This is a genomic window from Exiguobacterium sp. UBA5002, from assembly GCF_002396765.1.
Taxonomy (GTDB): domain Bacteria; phylum Bacillota; class Bacilli; order Exiguobacteriales; family Exiguobacteriaceae; genus Exiguobacterium_A.
This window is the reverse complement of the sequence record NZ_DGYQ01000040.1, coordinates 55,070-74,066: the sequence shown is the minus strand read 5'-3', so window position 1 is coordinate 74,066 and position 18,997 is coordinate 55,070. Positions and strand designations below refer to the sequence as shown.

At 46.6% G+C, this 18,997-nt stretch carries 20 protein-coding genes; 6 read left to right on the top strand and 14 right to left on the bottom strand.

Annotated features, from left to right (window positions below):
* Window positions 1-9 precede the first annotated feature (9 nt).
* From B4C70_RS12785 to B4C70_RS12770, 4 genes are all read right to left on the bottom strand, one after another.
* Window positions 10-795: an alpha/beta hydrolase family protein gene (locus B4C70_RS12785; protein ID WP_290779989.1), complete on the bottom strand. Its 786-nt coding sequence runs from the start codon at window positions 793-795 to the stop codon at window positions 10-12.
* A gap of 132 nt (window positions 796-927) precedes the next feature.
* Entirely contained in the window at window positions 928-2,484 is a 1,557-nt protein-coding gene (locus B4C70_RS12780; protein WP_023469741.1) for an ABC-F family ATP-binding cassette domain-containing protein, read from the bottom strand.
* Window positions 2,485-2,515: 31 nt separating this feature from the next.
* Window positions 2,516-2,689 (bottom strand): hypothetical protein, encoded by a 174-nt coding sequence (locus B4C70_RS12775; protein WP_023469740.1) that lies wholly within the window; start codon window positions 2,687-2,689, stop codon window positions 2,516-2,518.
* 86 nt (window positions 2,690-2,775) lie between these two features.
* Window positions 2,776-3,219: a hypothetical protein gene (locus B4C70_RS12770; RefSeq protein ID WP_290779986.1), complete on the bottom strand. Its 444-nt coding sequence runs from the start codon at window positions 3,217-3,219 to the stop codon at window positions 2,776-2,778.
* Between the two features lie 147 nt (window positions 3,220-3,366).
* Here B4C70_RS12770 and B4C70_RS12765 point away from each other — a divergent pair, with 147 nt between their 5' ends.
* From B4C70_RS12765 to B4C70_RS12750, 4 genes are all read left to right on the top strand, one after another.
* The gene (locus tag B4C70_RS12765; RefSeq protein ID WP_035395686.1) at window positions 3,367-3,696 is read left to right on the top strand and encodes a hypothetical protein; all 330 of its coding nucleotides are present in this window, start codon (window positions 3,367-3,369) and stop codon (window positions 3,694-3,696) included.
* A complete protein-coding gene (locus B4C70_RS12760; protein WP_290779983.1) occupies window positions 3,693-4,892 on the top strand; it encodes a glutathionylspermidine synthase family protein in 1,200 nt (399 codons plus the stop codon). Before B4C70_RS12765 ends, B4C70_RS12760 begins: the two co-directional genes overlap by 4 nt.
* Before the next feature lie 20 nt (window positions 4,893-4,912).
* Complete coding sequence (locus B4C70_RS12755) at window positions 4,913-5,548, top strand: hypothetical protein (RefSeq protein ID WP_058704374.1); 636 nt, start codon at window positions 4,913-4,915, stop codon at window positions 5,546-5,548.
* A 239-nt stretch (window positions 5,549-5,787) separates the two neighbouring features.
* Window positions 5,788-7,281, top strand: coding sequence for a peptide MFS transporter (locus B4C70_RS12750; RefSeq protein ID WP_047390672.1), 1,494 nt, complete (start codon window positions 5,788-5,790; stop codon window positions 7,279-7,281).
* A 45-nt stretch (window positions 7,282-7,326) separates the two neighbouring features.
* On the opposite strand, the gene B4C70_RS12745 is transcribed toward B4C70_RS12750, so the two are convergent.
* A complete protein-coding gene (locus tag B4C70_RS12745) occupies window positions 7,327-8,598 on the bottom strand; it encodes a purine/pyrimidine permease (protein WP_290779981.1) in 1,272 nt (423 codons plus the stop codon).
* A 158-nt stretch (window positions 8,599-8,756) separates the two neighbouring features.
* On the opposite strand from B4C70_RS12745, the gene B4C70_RS12740 reads away from it, so the two are divergent.
* Window positions 8,757-9,452, top strand: coding sequence for an alpha/beta hydrolase (locus tag B4C70_RS12740; protein WP_214728837.1), 696 nt, complete (start codon window positions 8,757-8,759; stop codon window positions 9,450-9,452).
* Window positions 9,453-9,558: 106 nt separating this feature from the next.
* On the opposite strand, the gene B4C70_RS12735 is transcribed toward B4C70_RS12740, so the two are convergent.
* From B4C70_RS12735 to B4C70_RS12715, 5 genes are all read right to left on the bottom strand, one after another.
* Window positions 9,559-10,494: a carbohydrate kinase family protein gene (locus B4C70_RS12735; protein WP_050677176.1), complete on the bottom strand. Its 936-nt coding sequence runs from the start codon at window positions 10,492-10,494 to the stop codon at window positions 9,559-9,561.
* Window positions 10,481-11,323 (bottom strand): PRD domain-containing protein, encoded by an 843-nt coding sequence (locus tag B4C70_RS12730; RefSeq protein WP_231681717.1) that lies wholly within the window; start codon window positions 11,321-11,323, stop codon window positions 10,481-10,483. Before B4C70_RS12730 ends, B4C70_RS12735 begins: the two co-directional genes overlap by 14 nt.
* A gap of 127 nt (window positions 11,324-11,450) precedes the next feature.
* Window positions 11,451-12,863: a sucrose-specific PTS transporter subunit IIBC gene (locus tag B4C70_RS12725; RefSeq protein WP_290779975.1), complete on the bottom strand. Its 1,413-nt coding sequence runs from the start codon at window positions 12,861-12,863 to the stop codon at window positions 11,451-11,453.
* A 169-nt stretch (window positions 12,864-13,032) separates the two neighbouring features.
* On the bottom strand, window positions 13,033-13,836 hold the full coding sequence (locus B4C70_RS12720; RefSeq protein ID WP_035395584.1) for an endonuclease/exonuclease/phosphatase family protein: 804 nt from the start codon (window positions 13,834-13,836) through the stop codon (window positions 13,033-13,035).
* Between the two features lie 86 nt (window positions 13,837-13,922).
* Window positions 13,923-15,590 (bottom strand): PTS transporter subunit IIBC, encoded by a 1,668-nt coding sequence (locus B4C70_RS12715; protein WP_290779968.1) that lies wholly within the window; start codon window positions 15,588-15,590, stop codon window positions 13,923-13,925.
* 256 nt (window positions 15,591-15,846) lie between these two features.
* Between B4C70_RS12715 and B4C70_RS12710 the strand changes: the two genes are divergently transcribed.
* The gene (locus B4C70_RS12710; protein WP_290779965.1) at window positions 15,847-16,128 is read left to right on the top strand and encodes a helix-turn-helix domain-containing protein; all 282 of its coding nucleotides are present in this window, start codon (window positions 15,847-15,849) and stop codon (window positions 16,126-16,128) included.
* A 434-nt stretch (window positions 16,129-16,562) separates the two neighbouring features.
* On the opposite strand, the gene queF is transcribed toward B4C70_RS12710, so the two are convergent.
* From queF to queC, 4 genes are read right to left on the bottom strand one after another with little or no spacing between them, the layout of a single operon-like run.
* Window positions 16,563-17,051 (bottom strand): preQ(1) synthase, encoded by a 489-nt coding sequence (gene queF, locus B4C70_RS12705; RefSeq protein WP_023469726.1) that lies wholly within the window; start codon window positions 17,049-17,051, stop codon window positions 16,563-16,565.
* A gap of 13 nt (window positions 17,052-17,064) precedes the next feature.
* The gene (gene queE, locus B4C70_RS12700) at window positions 17,065-17,781 is read right to left on the bottom strand and encodes a 7-carboxy-7-deazaguanine synthase QueE (protein ID WP_290779962.1); all 717 of its coding nucleotides are present in this window, start codon (window positions 17,779-17,781) and stop codon (window positions 17,065-17,067) included.
* Window positions 17,778-18,233, bottom strand: coding sequence for a 6-carboxytetrahydropterin synthase QueD (gene queD / locus B4C70_RS12695; RefSeq protein ID WP_023469724.1), 456 nt, complete (start codon window positions 18,231-18,233; stop codon window positions 17,778-17,780). Before queD ends, queE begins: the two co-directional genes overlap by 4 nt.
* A complete protein-coding gene (gene queC, locus B4C70_RS12690) occupies window positions 18,230-18,886 on the bottom strand; it encodes a 7-cyano-7-deazaguanine synthase QueC (protein WP_290779959.1) in 657 nt (218 codons plus the stop codon). Before queC ends, queD begins: the two co-directional genes overlap by 4 nt.
* Between the last annotated feature and the right edge of the window lie 111 nt (window positions 18,887-18,997).

Sequence of the window (18,997 nt, the reverse complement as noted above, 5' to 3'; positions counted from 1 at the left end):
GCGCTCTTTTTATTGTCGGGCGAGCCAAGACGTCCATTCGTTAAAGGCAGCGTCCCGATTTTCGATATAGTTGTGATCACTATCGACGATCGCTTCCTCGAACGGACTGCCGGGTAGCAATAAGTCATGATGGAGTGCTTTGATCGATGTTTCGTCCCGTTCTGACGTCATAAGCAACATCGAGCGATCGGCTAGACGTTCTTTTAGCGTCAGTAAATTCCAAGTCGTATGATGGTGCTTCAACTCATCGAGTAACGCGTCAGCAACGGCACCATTCAGGAACGAAGCTCCTCGTTCGAGTACACCGTGTAGCGCAGCTTCGTATTCCGGATGTTCGAGGACGAGCTGACCGACGAGACCAAAATTAAACGGAGAGATTCCGACATAATGTGCAGCCTCCGGTGTCTCAGCAAAAGCATGTAGACCGGCGAATCCACCCATGCTATGACCAACGACGGTAATCTGATCCGCCTTGATGCCATGTTCGGCAGTGAAAGGCTCTGAGCAGACGTGCTGTAGTGTCGCGGTCGCGTCTTCCAAAACATGTTGGAATCGGAAGGTTCCAGGACTCCCGATCGTTCCACGATACGACGTGATGAGTACATGGTACCCTGCACTTTGAAGTTGAACTGCCCAGTCCATGTTCAACTGTTTCCCGGGAAATCCGTGGAAGAGGACAACCAGTGGAGCATCCGCTGTATGTTCAGGTGAATAGAGACGGGCAATCAATTGTTCTGAACCACCGCTTGGAACATGGAGATAGGATAGTGTTGCCTTTTTCGTGATCGTTTCCAAAAAAACACGCTCCTTCATAATCATTTTCTAAGTCTTAGTGTGCGTGAAGATGCACGATCATGCAATGATTAAGTGTGTGAACTAAAAAGATGGGACACCCTTCTGGGCATCCCATCTTTTGTATGATGTAGCTTAGAATACTTTTGTCGTCCATGATTCACAGTTCCATAAGTCTGTCGCAACAGCTTCATAGAATTCTGGTTCGTGTGAGATCAACAGGACTGTTCCTTTGTACTCTTGTAACGCACGTTTTAATTCTTCTTTAGCTTCGACGTCCAAGTGGTTCGTCGGCTCATCGAGTACGAGGATGTTCGATTCCGTATTCATCAATTTACAAAGACGGACTTTCGCTTTTTCCCCACCGCTGAGCACTTCGATTTTCGATTCGATGTGTTTCGTCATCAAACCACACTTCGCGAGCATGGCACGGACTTGTTGTTGTGTCAGAGACGGGAACGTATTCCAAATCTCTTCGATACACGTATTCGAGTTCTTCTCTTTAACTTCTTGTTCGAAGTACCCGATATGCAAGTTCTCGCCTCGCTCAACGACACCCGAGACAGCTGGAATTTCACCGAGCAAACTCTTGAGCAACGTCGATTTCCCGATTCCGTTCGCACCGTGCAACGCAATCTTCTGCCCACGTTCGATCGTCAGATCAAGAGGGCGCGAAAGTGGCTCATCGTATCCGATGACGAGACCTTTTGCTTCGAACATCAATTTACTTGGTGTCCGTGCTTGGAGGAAGTGGAACTCTGGTTTTGGACGCTCTTGCGCAAGTTCGATGACATCCATCTTATCGAGCTTCTTCTGACGTGACATCGCCATGTTCCGTGTCGAGACACGTGCCTTGTTCCGGGCAACGAAGTCCTTCAACTCGGAGATTTCCTGCTGTTGACGCTTGAACGCAGACTCGAGTTGCTTTTTCTTCGCTTCATGGATCGTGACGAAGTTGTCGTAATCGCCGACATAACGATTCAATTCTTGATTTTCCATATGATAAATCAAGTTGATGACGCTGTTGAGGAATGGAATATCGTGCGAAATCAAGATGAACGCATTCTCATATTCATTCAAGTAGCGTTTCAACCATTCGATATGCTGGACATCGAGATAGTTGGTCGGCTCATCAAGTAAGAGAATGTCTGGTTTTTCAAGAAGGAGTTTGGCAAGCAGGATTTTCGTCCGCTGTCCACCACTGAGCTCTTGTACATCCCGGTCGAGTCCGATCTCATCAAGACCAAGACCGCGCGCGATTTCTTCGACTTTTGCATCGATCGTATAGAAGTCGTTATTCGTCAGAATGTCCTGCAAGACGCCGACTTCTTCGAGCATCTTTTCAAGTTCTTCTGGCTCGACTTCGCCCATTTTACCGTACAAATCATTGATTTCCTGTTCGATGTCGAACATGTACTGGAATGCACCTTTAAGTGCATCGCGGATTGTTAATCCTTTTTCAAGGACAGCGTGCTGATCCAAATAACCGACGCGTACATGCTTCGCCCATTCGACTTTTCCTTCATCTGGCTCAAGTTGCGACGTAATGATGTTCATGAACGTCGATTTTCCTTCACCGTTCGCACCGACGAGACCGATGTGCTCGCCTTTTAACAGGCGGAAGGAGACATTTTCGAAAATGGCGCGGTCACCGAATCCGTGACTTAAGTTAGATACCGTTAAAATACTCATAATTACTCCTTATTTCATGAATTCCTGTGACTTAGACGCCTGTCCGTTTTTTCTGGTTGTTTGCTTTTTTCGTCTGTTGGCTCGTCAATTGTTTCGTTTGTGTTCCTTGTAAGCCAGTCGGACGTTTTGTTTGCGCTTGTTTTTTTGCTTTCAAGCGTTCGATCATTGCCTCTTGCAACGATAGTTTTTTTGGTTGTTCACTCATGTTCGTTCACCTCGATTGATTCGTTCTTACTTTCTAGTATGCCAAAAAAAACGTCTCTTGGAAATGAAGAGACCTGATTTTACATCTCAAAGTGTATCGGCGAGATAGACGACGTAACAATTCCGGTCGATATCGATTTCACAGCTGTCACGCTCAAAAATACCGTGGTCTTCGACTTCGATCTTGTCTTTGATCAAAAAACGCATCGCTTGGATGTGATTCGGAACCGTTGATGTCTTTAGGAGCGGTTGAGCGCTGTCGGACAAATACTGTCTGAACTCGATATGAATTTGGTGCGGTGGATAAACGCGTTCTTCTGTCGCACGCGGTGATGCCTTGATATGATCGACGATCAATTGATCGTAATCACCTGCCATCTCATTGGAACGAAGCTCGTATTGATGTCCTTCGATGATATGAAATTCACAGAGTTGGTGGGCGATGATCTCTTCCGGTTCGATCGCATAGCGATCATATTGATAGATCGGATGGAATTCACCATTTTCTTCAACATAGTAGGCAAGTGACATGCGTAAATCCTCCTTTTCATTCTATAGATACTATTACCACCTTCAAGGAAAAAAAGTTCCGGCAGAACAAAGAAACTTTTCTCTCCAAAAAAGCGTATACTATCCATAACGAGAGTAAAAGGAAAGGGGACTGAGACGGTGAATTGGATGAAACAAGCGACACTAGCTGCAACACTGTTGATCGGAACGACACTGAGTGGGTGTGGATCGGATGATGCACGGGCGGAACGACCAGATGATCCGGATTGTGATGACTATGAGTATGATAATGATGAAGGCGTTTGGTACTGTGATGATAGTTCGTCAACCCATTCAGGCTACTATTACTGGGGTGGCAGTTATTTCGCATCTCGTGCCTTGATGCATAGTGCGATGCGAACAAAAGGGTATACGCCGAAATCAAAAGAAGTAAAAAGTTATAACACGAAGACAAAAGGATTCGGAACAGGCTCATCTTCCGGGTTTTTCGGCGGATGAGTAGACGACAAACCTTTTACGGAGACATCGATCGTTTTTGGGATGTGCTAGACGGGGAACCGTACGCTGTGACGGAAGTCATGCCCATCTCGGAAGAACGAATCGACCAACTGCATATCGCGGCGCAAGAAGTTTACAAGATATTTGAAAAAGTACTTCCGATTCTTCGATCGATGGATGATGAGGCACTGCTAGAGCTTGGCTTCCCATCTGAGAGTCTCGCTTTTTTACGACTCGAGACGATGCGACCGTTGACCGTCATCGGACGCTTTGATTTCATTGCGACGACAGATCGTATTTCACTCATGGAATGGAACGCGGATACGCCGACTTTCATCAAGGAAGTATTCGAAGTCAATGATGTCGTAGCGGAAAAACAAGGTTTTGAACGGGTCAACGATGGGGAAAACAAATGGCTGAAGGCAACTGTCCGTCGTGCGATCGAAGCCGCGACACATCGGACGAAACAGCATCCGCATGTCGTCTTCACCTCACATGGTGACCATGTCGAGGATCGGTTGACGGCTGAGTATTTGCAGTCGTTTTGGGATGAGGCGACCTATTGTCCACTTCATGCATTAGAGATTCGTCCGGAAGAAGGTCTGTACGATGAGGCAGGTAAAAGAATCGATATCTTATATCGTCAAACCTTTCCGATCGAGATGGCCTTACTTGACCGGGATGAAGACGGAAGAAATTTAGGACAATTACTCCTGCAACTCGTCGAGGCAGGGCGACTCGAAATCATCAACCCGCCGTCTGCCTTTTTAATGCAAGCCAAGTCAGTTCTTGCATTGATCTGGATGTTGCATGAAGCCAATCATCCGTACTTGAGCGAAACGAACCACATGACGATTGCGCGTTATTTTTTACCGACGTACTTATCCGCTGATCCATTCATTTCAAGCCAGCGATCATTCGTTAAAAAACCGATTTTCGGGCGTGAGGGAGATACCGTCACGGTCCATGATGGACACGGAAATATCATGTTAAAGAACGAACAGCATACGTTTCGTGATCAACCGGCTGTTTATCAAGCGTATCAAGAACTACCGACGTACTCACTTCAGGAAGAGGGAGAAGTCGCGTATATGTACGGTGTCTTTATTTTAGGAGGAAGACCAAGTGCGATCGGTGTACGTGCCGGAGAACGGATCACTGGAAACCGTTCTTATTTCGTACCAATTGGTCGATAGCATGAAGGAGGGAGAAACGTATGAGAGCAGCAATTTTAGGAGCATCTGGTCTAGTCGGACAAGAACTCGTGGATCGTTTGTTGGCAGAAGATGCATATAGCGAGGTACATGTTCTCGTTCGTCGCCCGATGCGCCGTTTTCATCCGAAATTGGAAGAATGGGTGATTGATTTTGATCGTGTGACAGAAATCGAATTACCTGTCGTCGACCATGTCTATTGTGCACTGGGCACGACGATCAAACAAGCAGGATCGCAAGAGGCATTTCGTTTGGTTGACTACACATATCCGATTGAACTTGGCCGTGAATTGTTAGACCTCGGGGCGACACGATTTGCCTTAATTTCGGCGCTCGGTGCCCATCCGAATGCCAAAACCTTCTACAATCGCGTAAAAGGGGACACGGAAAACGGATTACGTGTACTGGGGTATGACGCGTTATTGATTTTTAGACCATCCTTGTTATTAGGGGATCGTGATGAATTCCGCTTAGGCGAACAAGCGGCTGCGAAAATTTCGACGGTCTTACGCCCCTTGTTGAAGCGGAGCGCCATTGCTCCGATCGAAGCTGGTCAAGTCGCTGCGGCGATGATCCGTGAAACGTTACATGCACCGCCTGGAATTACAATCATCGAATCGAAACAGATGCAATCCTGAGCAGTCGAGTAGTCGACTGCTCTTTTTGTTATTCTTGTAACGTAAATAATATTTGACTCGTCAAATGATTTGCGGTTGAATGGTAAAGTGCTGTCTCATATATAAAAAAAAAAGTGAGACAATTCAGGCAAAACAGTGTATTCGTATCCTATCTGTTTCGTCACGCTTATCGTTTGGGGAAAGCGGGAAAAGATGATGGATTATGCACTTATTTAGGATTGATGAAAGGAGCCGATCATATGGCAGAGTTTGATCGCGATCAGGTCTATAAGACCGTTCCGCAAAAAGGATTCTTCGGGAATCCGAAAGGGTTGTTCACCCTCTTCTTCACTGAGTTTTGGGAGCGTTTCTCCTACTATGGCATGCGTGCCATCCTTATCTTCTACATGTACGATTCAGTTGCCAACGGTGGTCTAGGTATCGATAAGACGACAGCTGCATCTATCATGGCCGTTTATGGTTCGCTCGTCTACATGTCAGGGATCATTGGGGGATGGGTAGCTGACCGTTTACTCGGTACGTCACGGACCGTCTTTTATGGTGGTATCTTGATCATGCTAGGACATATCGTCCTTGCTTTACCAGCAGGCATTACAGCCCTCTTCATCTCGATGGGACTCATCGTCATCGGTACTGGTTTCTTGAAACCGAACGTATCGAATATCGTCGGTGACTTGTACAGCAAGACGGATAACCGCCGCGATGCTGGTTTTAGTATCTTCTACATGGGGATCAACGCTGGTGCATTCCTCTCACCACTCGTCGTCGGTGAAGTGGCTGACCGCGGTGGATATCACGCTGGTTTCGCACTCGCTGCCATCGGGATGTTCGCAGGACTTGTCGTCTTCGTCTTGACGAAAAAGAAAAACCTTGGTCAAGCGGGTACGTACGTCTTGAACCCATTAAAAGGGGACGAGAAAAAACGTTTCATCACGATCGCATCAATCGTTGTCGTCGTGATTGCTGTACTCGGTGTCGTTGCATCGATGACAGGACTGTTGACGATTTCTCGTTTTACTTTAATGGTCACGATTCTCGGGATCTTGATTCCGATCGCTTACTTCACAGTCATGCTTCGTAGTCCAAAGATCACGGATGATGAGCGCTCACGTTTGATTGCGTATATTCCGTTGTTCATCGCAGCAGCGATTTTCTGGGCAATCCAAGAACAAGGTTCATACGTCCTCTCCATCTTCGCAAGTGAACGGACGAACCTTTCATTCTTAGGATTTGAGATTCAACCGGCATTCTTCCAATCGTTGAATCCGCTCTTCATCATCGTATTAGCACCTGTTTTTGCGAGCTTCTGGGTCAAACTCGGTGACCGTCAACCAACGACGATGCAAAAGTTCTCGTTTGGTCTTCTGTTCGCCGGACTTTCGTTCATCGTCATGACACTACCAGGTATCCTGTTCGGTGTGGAGACGTCAGTTAGTCCACTCTGGCTTGCACTGAGCTTCTTCCTCGTCGTCATCGGTGAGCTCTTCTTGTCACCAGTCGGTCTATCGGCAACAACAAAACTGGCGCCGGCAGCCTTCTCAGCGCAAACGATGAGTCTGTGGTTCTTGACGAACGCAACTGGTCAAGCGGTCAACGCACAAATCGTTAAATACTACACGAATGACACGGAGATTTTGTACTTCGGTATCACGGGTATCGTTGCCGTCATCTTCGGATTACTCTTGTTCGCTTTCGCACCAAAACTTCAAAAATACATGCGCGGTATTCGCTGATGCATGAAAAAAAGACGCTTTCTCAATCGAGAAAGCGTCTTTTTATTAATCATTCGTCCGGATATGGCGTAACCCTTCTGCGAGCAAGGCGACCAATGTTCCGAGGACGAGACCGTTTGACATCAGGGTCGTCACGAGTGGCGGTAAATCGGCCGTTGCTCCTTTCGGTAGTAACAACGCACCGATGCCGACGAGGACCGGGAGACCGACCGTGATCATCGCCGTTTGACGATTCAAGTCGCGGGCTGCTTCCGTGACGCCGATGATCGCCATCCCGGCAACGATCGGTGCGACCATCGCATAACCGACAGCGACGGGGATTTTAGCGATCAATCCGACGAATGGTGTCACGATACTGAGGAAGAGACACGTGATGTTCGCATAGACGAACGCTTTGCGGTCCGTGTTATCTGTTGAAGCAATGAACCCAGCCGTTCCGGAAATGGCGACAGGCCCCACCGTACCGAACAGACCAGCGAAGAGTTGTCCGATACCAGCCGTGATACCGGCTGTTCCGACTTGTCCTTTGACGGTTTCACCACGCTTGGCACTGATGATCCGTTCGATGACCTTGATGTTCGCTAAGACGTTCGTCATTAACAACAACGAGATGATGAGAGCTGTCGGTAATAAGCTCCAGTCGACATGAATACCGCCGAACGGCAATAAACTCGGTAAAGTGAACAGTGGACCATCGAAACTTGGCATCTCGGCACGACCGATCAATGCAAACATGCTCCAACCGACGAGTAGCGTGATTAATAAAGCGTACTGGCGTAAGCGATCACTTCGTTCTAAATAAAGCGAGATCAAGACCGTCAGAATCGAGATGACGGCAGGTAATACTTGAATTCGTCCATCCTCGATATTGAGCAATCCTTTCATGACGGATCCGGACAGTTGTGCCGACAGCAGTAGCATGTAGACACCGATGACTTGCGGTGTAAAAAGAGGGACTAAGCGCCGTAAGACACCCGTCATCGTCAAGACGATACAGATGATACCGCTGAGTAGGAGTAAGAATCCAAGCGACTGTAAAGTGCTTGAATAACTGCCGTACAATGTGACACCAATCGACGAATAAAGGGCAAATACACCCCACCAAATTCCAGCAGGACCTTCCATGATTGGTAGACGGTGTCCGAGCAGGACTTGAAAGAGACTTAAGATGGCAAATACGAATAGACAACGAGATAAGAAGGAAAGCGTCTCGGCACCCGAGAGTTCAAACGATGCTGCGATGGCAAGGGGCGGGGCAATGTTAGTACAGATGATGAATAAAAACCATTGAATCGTAGACACAAGGGTACGCGGCAAAACGTGAATCTCCTTTCGAAAAAACAATATTGGTTTCATCTTAAACCAATTCATGAAAAAGAGATAGGGATGCTTACAATGACTGAAAATTCTAATATTTGTTTTCATATGTGATTTAACACATAATATGGGGTATAACGGTAACGGGAGGGAATGAAATGAAAAAATGGAGTATAAGAATCATTGGAACGATTGCTGCGCTGTTGGCACTGCTCGTATTTGCATTCATGATCTGGGCGCAGTTCGATTATGATGCGTCTCCCCAAGCGATATCTTACGTGGAGACAGCTACACCACGTGAAGTGATATTTGGAAAAAAGACGAGTGACGTCGGATTCATCTTTTATCAAGGGGCAAAAGTCGATACAGCGGCCTACAGTTATTACGGCAAGCAACTAGCGAAAGACGGGCGCTTCGTCGTCATCCCAAAGCTACCGTTTCGGATTGCGTTGCTTGACTCAAGCGAAGGACTCGATGTCATCGAGGAGTATCCGCAGGTCAAAAAATGGTATCTGATCGGGCATTCGCTCGGTGGAAGCGCAGCTTCGACGATCGTCGAACAACATCCGAAAATTAAAGGAATCGTTTTCCTCGCGTCCTATCCGATTGATTCGATTAATGTGCCCTCGTTGACGATTTATGGTGGACGAGATGGTGTCTTACCAGTCGCTGATATCGAAAAAAGTAAACAGGACGTTCGAAAAGATGCGGTATTCCATGAAATCAAGCAAGGGAACCATGCGAACTTTGGTATGTACGGTCGACAAAAAGGGGATAACAGCAGCCCATTAACGCCAAAAGAACAACAGGACGAGTCGTTAGATGAAATCAAACGATTTATCGATACACCTTAATCAATTCTCTAGTGAATAAACGACTCATCAATCAAATGAAAAGGATGGAGAGATTCTGGCACTGGGTCCGGAATCTCTCCATCCTTATTTCTACTGAGTCATCGATTCAATTCAAGCGATGAGCGACTTCGTCGAGCGTTGGCAAAGCAGCCATCGCTCCTTTGACGGAAGCAGCAAGTCCGCCTGAAATCGCTGCGAATCGACCGATGTCGCGAAGTTCATCTTCAGACCAATCAAACGAAAAATCGCGTAACGCACACTGGTAGAGTAAACCGGACATGAAGGCATCTCCAGCTCCTGTCGTATCGATTGCGTCGACCGTAATCGCATCGATGACAGCCATCGCACGATCCGTATAGAGAATCGATCCTTCACTTCCTCGCGTGATGGCAAGAAGACGAATCGGATATTCAGCTAACAATTCAGCAGCCCCGTCATCAAGATTCGTTTGTCCAGTTAGAAACGTCAATTCTTCCTCAGCAAGTTTGACGATTTGTGCATCCGGTAGGACAGACCGGATCGTCGTCCGCGCTTCGTCAAGATTCGGCCATAACGACTCTCGTAAGTTCGGATCGTAAGAGACTGGTACTTGGTGTGCTTTTGCACGTGCGATGGCTTTTCGTGTCGCGTTGACGGATTCTCCAGTAATCAAAGAGATCGAACCGATGTGTAATAAATCGACGGACGTGAAATCCTCCGGTACATGTGTTTCGTGGAATTGCATATCAGCGCGCTCCGCGTTGATGAACTCGAACGACCGCTCTCCATCCTGACCGTTTGTAACGAGCACAAGTCCTGTTTTTTGCGTCGAATCGTGGACGAGATGATCGGTACGAACACCATAATGATGTAACGTATCTTTCAAGAAGTGTCCCATCGAATCATCACCGACAGCTCCAAGAAAATAACTATCAGCGCCTAATCGAGCGAGTCCGACAGAGACATTGGCAGGAGCACCTCCAGGATTTTTTTGAAACGTCATGTTTTCAGCATCAAGAGGAATCAAATCAATCAATGCTTCCCCTAAACTAAAGATTTTCATACGTAGAACTCCTTTCAAGATCCGGACGAATCCGTTCGATGTGTAAAGCCATATAGCCGATTTCTGATTCAGGTACACGTGTATCGAGTTCGACAGTCAACCAATTGCCCATTTGACTCGCACAGGCATAAGCCTCGGCATAACGTGTTTTGACGGCAGATAAAATCACATCATCCATGTCGTGTAAGGTTTCTCCTTGTTCAATTCGGGCGAGGACCAATTTCATGTGCGTAAAGAAACGATAATACGTCATCGATGAGGTCTCGATCGTTTGTCCAAAAAAGACTTCGATCTGTTCGCGTAGTTCATTGAGCAACGTCACCGTCTGCAACGCAGTGGCCATATTCGGATGCGTTTGGCGTGCATTGTATAAGTGAAGCGCGATGTTCGCAGCTTCTTCTTTCGGTAGCGTGACCTGTAAGGCACGCTCGATCTCAAGAACTGCCCATTCTCCGATCGCATACTCCGGTCCATACAAAAGGCGAATCTCTTCTGCCAATCGATTATGCACGACGAGTTGTTCACGCGCTAATCGTACGGCATGAGCAAGGTGGTCCGTCAGACTGACGTGAATATAGTCATGAAACGGCGTTTGGAGCTCACCTTCTGCATGTGAGATGATGCGTTCCGATAAATCAATGATCTCAAGTGGTGTCGTTGTCAGAATCTCTTTGAACTGTTCTGCATTTTCAAATGAAGGGATGAACATTTTTTCGATCTTCGTCGCTTGAATCGGATCTTTTTTCTTTTTCCCAAAAGCAATGCCTGGTCCCATGACGATGCGTTCCTGTCCATTTTCTTTGACGACAACAGCATTGTTATTGAGTATCTTATGAATAATCAGCCTGACGTCCTCCTTTCTGGTCTTTTCTTTTATTATAAAGCGAACTTCAGCGCTTTGCGAACCGACAAATGCGACCACCGAGCCCGAGGACTCGGTTTGGTCGCATGAAGGATTAAGCAGCAACGTCCGTTTCTTTTTGTTTCCGTGCATCGAGACGCATCAAGACGACAGTCGAGATGAAAGCAGTGACAACTGCAATGGCGAATCCGATGAGATAGTTGATCAAGTTTGACGCACCGAGTGGCGCGACGATCGCAATCATCGGAATTCCAGTTAATCCATAAGCGTTCGCAGCGACTTGTGTCAAGACGACATAACCGCCACCGATCGCACCACCAATGGCACCACCGATGAATGGTTTTCCAAGACGTAAGTTGACACCGTAGATGACGGGTTCCGTGATTCCGAGAAATGCTGAGAACGCAGACGGTAGGGCGAGTGCTTTGAGTTTAACGTTCTTCGTCAAGAAGTAAACGGCAAGTCCGGCACCACCTTGAGCGACATTCGCCATCGACCAAATCGGTAAGAGGAAGTTCTTTCCGATACTCTTATCTGCAAGTAATCCTGCCTCAATCGCATGGAAGCTATGGTGCATCCCTGTGATGACGATTGTCGAATACAGTCCACCGAAGAGAAGACCGGCGACGACTGAGAACTGTTCATAGAAGAAGACGAGTACGAATGAAATGCCTTTTCCGAGTAACGTTCCGATCGGACCAATGACGATCAATGCCAGGAATCCAGTGACGAGAACCGTAATGAACGGTGTGACAAGTAAGTCAAGCGTTTCGGGTGTCCGTTTCCGGACTTGTTGTTCAATCTTTGCCATGACCCAAACGGTTAAGAGAACCGGGAAGACCGTTCCTTGATAACCAATCAACTCAATGTTCATTCCGAGGAACTTCATGACTTCCGGATCACTATTACCGAGCGTCCAAGGGTTTAAGAGGGACGGGTGTGTCATGATTCCCCCTATGACGGCACCGAGGTACGGGTTCGCACCGAATTCACGGGCTGCCGAGAAACCAATCAGGATCGGTAGGATGATGAAGGCAGAAGACGAGAACATATCCAGTAGTTGGACGATCGGTGAATCACCGTCAACCCAACCGAAGGCCTTGATCATACCGAGTAATCCCATCAAGAGACCGGCTGCGACGATTGCCGGAATGAGTGGAACGAAGACGTTCGAGAGCGAGCGAGCGAGTCGGGCGAACGGATTTAATTTTTGCGATGCAGCCTTTTTAACGTCGAGTGGTTCCTCGCCATCGACTTTTACACCGGCAAGTGGTGCAAACGCAGCAAATACCTTGTTGACGGTACCAGTACCAAAGATGATCTGGTATTGACCAGAACTTGAGAAGGCGCCGCTGACACCATCTAAGTCTTCAAGTGCTGCTTGATCGACCTTTGATTCATCATGCAAGACAAGACGTAAACGCGTCGCACAGTGAGCGGCAGTGATGATGTTCTCGCGTCCGCCGACGAGTTCGAGCACACGTTTAGCAGTTTGTTGATAATCCATCGGAAAAGTCCTCCTTTTTCATGAAACGTGCTGAATGAGACAAAAAAAGGCAAGACCGAACAACACCTCTCCTAACGAGGTGTCATTTCGGTCTTGCCAGCCGTACTGTCACAATCCGCACTATTGATTTGATTTCATCTTAAAGGAGAAAAGAAAGCGTTGTCAATACTTAATGTTCATTTTTTTGAATCTGAATATCGACCTCAACACCGTAGTGATCGGAAACGACGGGACCGTGAATCCCATCAAACACGACACCGACGCGTTCAACGTCAATTTTCCGATTCGATAAGACGAGATCAATCCGCAATCCTTGTTGATTGTCTTCCCATCCGTCGATGTTGCCATTAATCGTCTCAATTCCGACCGTTTCCTTAGCTAGCAGGAAGACGTCGTGTAATCCTCGTTGCATCATATAGTCATAACCTGTATTTCGTTCTAAGGCATCGTTGTTGAAATCACCGAGGAAGAATGTCCATTCGAGTGGATCCATCCGAGCCATCAAATGATTGAATTGTTCCTGGAACGGTTCGACTTCATCTGCCCACCAGCCAAGATGGCATGTATTGAACGTAATCGGTGTACCGTCGACTTGGATCGTCGCACGGACGATTTTTCGCGATTTCCAATCGAATGTATCTTGACTGCGGCTAACATAATAACTGTCCGATTTTAAGATTGGATGTTTCGTCAAAAGAGCGAGTCCTTCTTCATACTTATCATAGCCGATATGAGCAAAATCCCAGACGAGGGAGTAGGTTTGACCTTGTTCTTTTAACGCTTGCTGGATCAAATAGGCAAAGTTATCGTTGCGCACATCGTCATAGACGATCGGTGTGTCCATCAATTGACTCACTTCTTGTAGTGCGATGACATCATAATCTTGAGCGAGAATTTGTTGAACGATCTGGTTTAATTTTTCGAGTGGCTGTTCTTCCTGCCATGAATGACAGTTTAGTGTGAGTAGACGCATGAGTGGTCCTCCTGATTTTTCAAATAAGAAAGGTGAAACTCTTATAAAAGAGCTTCACCTTTAGGTAGTTCCCTAATCTCGCAGGTTTATGCGCCGATCCGGTCTTGGATATCTGATTTTAAGATATCGGCTTTTGGACCGTAGATGGCTTGCACGCCATTGTTCTTAAGGATCAGACCAAGTGCACCGTTTGCTTTCCAGTCTGCTTCTTTTGCAACAAGCGCTGGATCTTTGACAGTGACACGAAGACGCGTCATACAGGCATCGACGTCCTCGATGTTTTGCTGTCCACCAAGCAAATCGATGATTTGTGAAGCTTGCGAACCGTCGGCAGGAGCTGATGTCGCAGCAGCCACACCTGAAGCTTCAGTTGTAGATACGTTGATATCGTCAAGATAGTTCCCGTTACGACCTGGTGTCGCATAGTTGAACTTCTTGATGACGAAACGGAACGTGAAGAAGTTCAAGAAGAAGAAGAACACACAGACACCGATGAAGCGAATTAAATCACCAATTAATCCAGCTTTTGCAATCAATGGAATCCGCGTCAAGAGTTCGATCGCACCGAATGCGTGAATCCGAAGATGCATGACATCTGCTAGTGCGAAGGCAACACCCGTTAGCACGGCATAGATGACGTAAAGAACAGGAGCGATGAACATGAACATGAATTCGATTGGCTCCGTGACACCTGTCAAGAAGACTGCAAGTCCAGCAGATAAGAAGACAGGTTTGTATGCTTTCTTCTTATCTTCATCAACTGACATATACATTGCGACAGCAATACCGATCAATGAAGCAAGTGATGTGACGACTTGTCCTTCTTTAAAACGAGCAGGCACGACACTGTTGATCAAATCATTGTATCCTTGTGTGTTACCGGCTTGTTTTAAGTTAACAAGGTCAGTGATCCAAGCTAACCAAAGCGGATCTTGACCAGCAACCGTCGATCCTTGAGCAGCACCTGTCAGAATTTTGTACGTTCCACCGAGTTCCGTGTAGTTCATCGGGACAGTCAACATGTGATGAAGACCGAACGGAAGTAATAGACGCTCGAGTGTACCGTATACGAACGGTGCAATGATCGGTGCAGAATCACGTGATGAGGCAATCCAGCGACCGAAGTCATTCAATAAGCCTTGAACGAACGGCCAAACGAGTGATAAGGCGAATGCTGCAACGACTGATCCACCGATGACGACGAATGGAACAAAACGCTTTCCGTTAAAGAAGGCAAGCGCATCTGGCAATTTACTGAAGTTATAAAATTTATTAAAGAGAACGGCACCAAGGAAACCAGAGATGATTCCGACGAATACTCCCATGTTGAGAGCAGGTGCCCCTAAAACTGAAGTGAAATAATCTTTTACGATGAGCTCAGAACCAAGCAATGAATCGACCGTTGCTTTTGGGTCCGCGATCATGTCAGCGTTGACACCGAAGATAGCTCCTGTGACGCGGTTGATCAAAATGAAGGCGAGTAACGCTGCGAACGCACCACCAGCACGTTCTTTTGCCCATGACCCACCAATCGCGACGGCGAATAAGACGTGAAGGTTCGTAATGATGGCCCAACCTAAATCTTCAACGATTCGAGCAATCGTTTGCATTAACGCGATATCGCCTCCATACATGCCGATCAGTTTCCCGACCGAGATCATGATTCCTGCAGCAGGCATAACCGCGATGACGACCATCAACGCTTTACCGAGTTTTTGCCAAAAATCGAACGAAATAGCATTTTTCAAGATCATTCACTCCTTTTTATCTCTTTTTTTCTAATATGTGTGTAAGAACAGTGCAATAATGTAAGCGATTAATGCAACCGTTTGCATATAGAATTGTAAGCGATAACTTTTTAAAAAGCTAGTGTTTTATAAGAAAAATATTTGAGATTTTATTTTGATTAAAAATTGATAGTTCGGAAAGGTATTCAGATTTAAAAAAAGTGGGAATAAGACTAAAGTGAACGTTGTCTAGTTTTAAAAGAAGAAAGGATGTTTGAAGCGGATGAAAGAAGGGATTCAACCGATCGGACAGTACGGACAGCGGATTCGTACGTTACGAGAACGTCATCAGTTAGATCAAAATACATTAGCAGCGTTAACTGAGACGACACCTGAGATGATCCAGCGTATTGAAAGTAGCATTGCCCATCCCTCATTTTCAATGATTGAGCGACTGGCCCGTGTCTTACATGTCCCTTCGGATCACTTAATTCGGCATATCTGGCCACCTGAGGTCATCCGTCAGCAGGATAGCACGTCCTTGATCGACCTTCCATCTAGTTGATGGGCATCAAAAAGGAGGAACAAAGGGATTTCTTCTTGTAGATTGTAAACAAATGGGCTGACTCAAAAAATGACGCGTCTTTTCACGCCCTTTCCTCAGGCGAGACACAAGCCAGTTTTCCCACTCTATTCGAGTAGAAAAACGGGTCTTGTTTGTCTCTGATAGCGCAAAATCGCGCTTTTTCCTGTAGGAGTGGCGTGTAACGCGTCATTTTTTTATATCGAAAGAACAATCAGAGAAGCGCTTTGTTCACTCGGCATCGATTCCTTGGGAAAAACAAGCAAGAGCGACCCTGCAGCGAAGTGAAGCGGCGCGATCTTGTCCCAGGAAAACGGTTCGAGACGAACAAAAAAGCGCAATCCTTCTCGTTAGAGAAAAATTGCACTTTGTCTTCAGTCTCAAAGGGATTTCCCCTTGTTCCTCTTTTAGTCGTCTTAACGATTATCGATCGTTTCAGGATAGAGATCGTGATTGAATAGACGATGCTCTGCCATTTGTTCGTATTTTGTACCAGGCTTGCCGTAATTGTAGTACGGATCAATTGAGATTCCACCACGTGGCGTGAATTTACCCCATACCTCAAGGTAACGAGGTTCCATCAATTTCACGAGATCTTTTCCAATGACGTTGATGCAGTTCTCATGAAAATCACCATGATTACGGAAGCTGAATAAGTACAACTTCAGTGATTTTGATTCGACGAGTTTTTCGTCCGGGATGTACGAGATGTAAATCGTCGCGAAGTCCGGTTGATTCGTGATCGGACAAAGACTCGTGAACTCTGGTGCATTGAATTTCACGAAGTAATCATTTTCTGGGTGACGATTCGGGAATGCTTCGAGAACTTCTGGTTGGTATTCAAAAATATATGGTACGGCTTTTTGGCCGAGTAACGATAAGTCATTTAAATCTTCAGGTCGCATGAATCATTTCTCCTTAGACGCCACGATCGTTCGCGAAAACGAGGGCATGTAGTTGTGGTAGGACGCGCGCATGATTGAAGCGTTCATCACGGGCGACGCGTTCCCAAAGTGTTTTTAAATCGTGTAGCATGCGTGGAGCGATCGTTCCTTCTTCATGCGGATCAGGATTACCGAGCGATAGATAAAGTGTCTTTAGCGCATATCGTTCTGAAATCATCGCTGCGAAGTCGAGGTCTTCCTCATTAAAGATGACGATTTTAACAGCACGCTGTTGTTCCGGTAAACGTTTAAAAAAGACATCCAAACGATCGAAATCAATCTTCATCCCACTTGAAGGTGGTTTAGGACTGAGTATGATGTCATCGATATCAAGCAACCAATTTTGCCAGTAAGAACCTTGGGTTTCGACGGACATCGTGATATTTCGTTCTTTTAGTGCCGCAACCAGTGTGCCGATCGATGCATGAAGTAACGGGTTCCCACCAGAAATCGTCACATGTCCGTAAGAGCCGAGTGTATCGAGGCGTTCTATGATCGTCTCTGCCGTCAAGAGTTCGGATTTTTCAGAACCATCCCATGTGAAGGCGGAGTCACACCACGAACAGGAGTAATCGCAACCACCGGTCCGGACGAACATCGTCTTTTGACCAATCGATCGTCCTTCTCCTTGAAATGTTGGTCCGAAAATTTCGAGAACCGGAATTTTTGGTATTTTTGTTAAGGCACTCATGCTTCGTTCATCCACTCACGACGGACTTCAGCAAAAGCAGTCGGTGTCTCATAGAGCTTGACGAATTCGACACGGAGTCCACGCTCATCCGGAAGGTGTTGTCCGAGTGTCTCGAAAATCCAGGCTGCCATGTTTTCAGCTGTTGTATTCATGTATGGTAACGATTCATTCAGGTAGCGGTGATCCAACAGTGGTTCGAGATGTGTTTTGAAGATTTTTTTGAGGTCACCAAAATCGAGTGTCATACCGCGGTGATCCAGAAAACCGCTGATTCCCATATCGACATGGTACGTGTGACCGTGAAGGGCACGACATTTTCCATCATAATCATATAGGTGGTGCGCTGCGTCGAACGTCAGTTTTTTAACGATCATGACGCGAGATTTCGTATAGATAAGCGAGTCGCCAGTCGGGCGCTCGACCGTTTCAGGTGCTTCGTAATTGAATGTCATGTGTGTTGAACCTCCTTGATGTATGCATCTAATCCATTTTTCCGTAATTCACAGGCTGGGCATTCGCCACAACCATCTCCAATGACGCCGTTGTAACACGTCAACGTGCGATTTCGAACGAAATCAAACGCACCGAGCGAATCGGCAAGTGCCCACGTCTCTTTTTTGTCGAGCCACATGAGTGGCGTGTGAAGTACGAATGGATAGTCCATCGCAAGGTTCAATGTCACGTTGAGTGACTTGATGAAGGCATCACGGCAGTCAGGGTAACCGGAAAAGTCCGTTTCACATACACCAGTGACGATATGACGGATTCCGCGTCCTTTCGCAAGGACGGCTGCGAACGAAAGAAACAGATGATTTCGTCCATCTACGAAAGTAGAAGGAAGACCATCTTCATTCGTCGTGATGGTTTGGCTGTGGTCAGTCAAGGCGTTACTCGTCAGTTGACTGAGAAGAGAGAGATCAAGCTCATGGTGTTTGACAGCAAGCTCAGAGGCGATGTCGCGTGCGACTTCGAGTTCTTGTGCATGACGTTGTCCGTAATTAAACGTCACGACTTCGACTTCTTCGTATTGTTTCAGTGCCTGAAACAAACAAGTCGTTGAGTCTTGGCCGCCACTAAAGACGACAAGAGCACGTTCGTTTTTCATAATGTACACTTCCATTCCTAGTTTTTGTAACGGAGGAGGTTACGAACTCCGGAGACATAGTCTCAACTATTCACACTAGCAGAAGCCATTGAAAAAGTCGACGTTTTCTGA

Bases quoted from the DNA above. Each gene is read 5' to 3' on its own strand.
- B4C70_RS12780 (WP_023469741.1), bottom strand. From the start codon at position 2,484: ATGAGTATTTTAACGGTATCTAACTTAAGTCACGGATTCGGTGACCGC.
- B4C70_RS12775 (WP_023469740.1), bottom strand. From the start codon at position 2,689: ATGAGTGAACAACCAAAAAAACTATCGTTGCAAGAGGCAATGATCGAA.
- B4C70_RS12770 (WP_290779986.1), bottom strand. From the start codon at position 3,219: ATGTCACTTGCCTACTATGTTGAAGAAAATGGTGAATTCCATCCGATC.
- B4C70_RS12765 (WP_035395686.1), top strand. From the start codon at position 3,367: ATGAAACAAGCGACACTAGCTGCAACACTGTTGATCGGAACGACACTG.
- B4C70_RS12760 (WP_290779983.1), top strand. From the start codon at position 3,693: ATGAGTAGACGACAAACCTTTTACGGAGACATCGATCGTTTTTGGGAT.
- B4C70_RS12755 (WP_058704374.1), top strand. From the start codon at position 4,913: ATGAGAGCAGCAATTTTAGGAGCATCTGGTCTAGTCGGACAAGAACTC.
- B4C70_RS12750 (WP_047390672.1), top strand. From the start codon at position 5,788: ATGGCAGAGTTTGATCGCGATCAGGTCTATAAGACCGTTCCGCAAAAA.
- B4C70_RS12740 (WP_214728837.1), top strand. From the start codon at position 8,757: ATGAAAAAATGGAGTATAAGAATCATTGGAACGATTGCTGCGCTGTTG.
- B4C70_RS12735 (WP_050677176.1), bottom strand. From the start codon at position 10,494: ATGAAAATCTTTAGTTTAGGGGAAGCATTGATTGATTTGATTCCTCTT.
- B4C70_RS12725 (WP_290779975.1), bottom strand. From the start codon at position 12,863: ATGGATTATCAACAAACTGCTAAACGTGTGCTCGAACTCGTCGGCGGA.
- B4C70_RS12720 (WP_035395584.1), bottom strand. From the start codon at position 13,836: ATGCGTCTACTCACACTAAACTGTCATTCATGGCAGGAAGAACAGCCA.
- B4C70_RS12715 (WP_290779968.1), bottom strand. From the start codon at position 15,590: ATGATCTTGAAAAATGCTATTTCGTTCGATTTTTGGCAAAAACTCGGT.
- B4C70_RS12710 (WP_290779965.1), top strand. From the start codon at position 15,847: ATGAAAGAAGGGATTCAACCGATCGGACAGTACGGACAGCGGATTCGT.
- queF (WP_023469726.1), bottom strand. From the start codon at position 17,051: ATGCGACCTGAAGATTTAAATGACTTATCGTTACTCGGCCAAAAAGCC.
- queE (WP_290779962.1), bottom strand. From the start codon at position 17,781: ATGAGTGCCTTAACAAAAATACCAAAAATTCCGGTTCTCGAAATTTTC.
- queD (WP_023469724.1), bottom strand. From the start codon at position 18,233: ATGACATTCAATTACGAAGCACCTGAAACGGTCGAGCGCCCGACTGGC.
- queC (WP_290779959.1), bottom strand. From the start codon at position 18,886: ATGAAAAACGAACGTGCTCTTGTCGTCTTTAGTGGCGGCCAAGACTCA.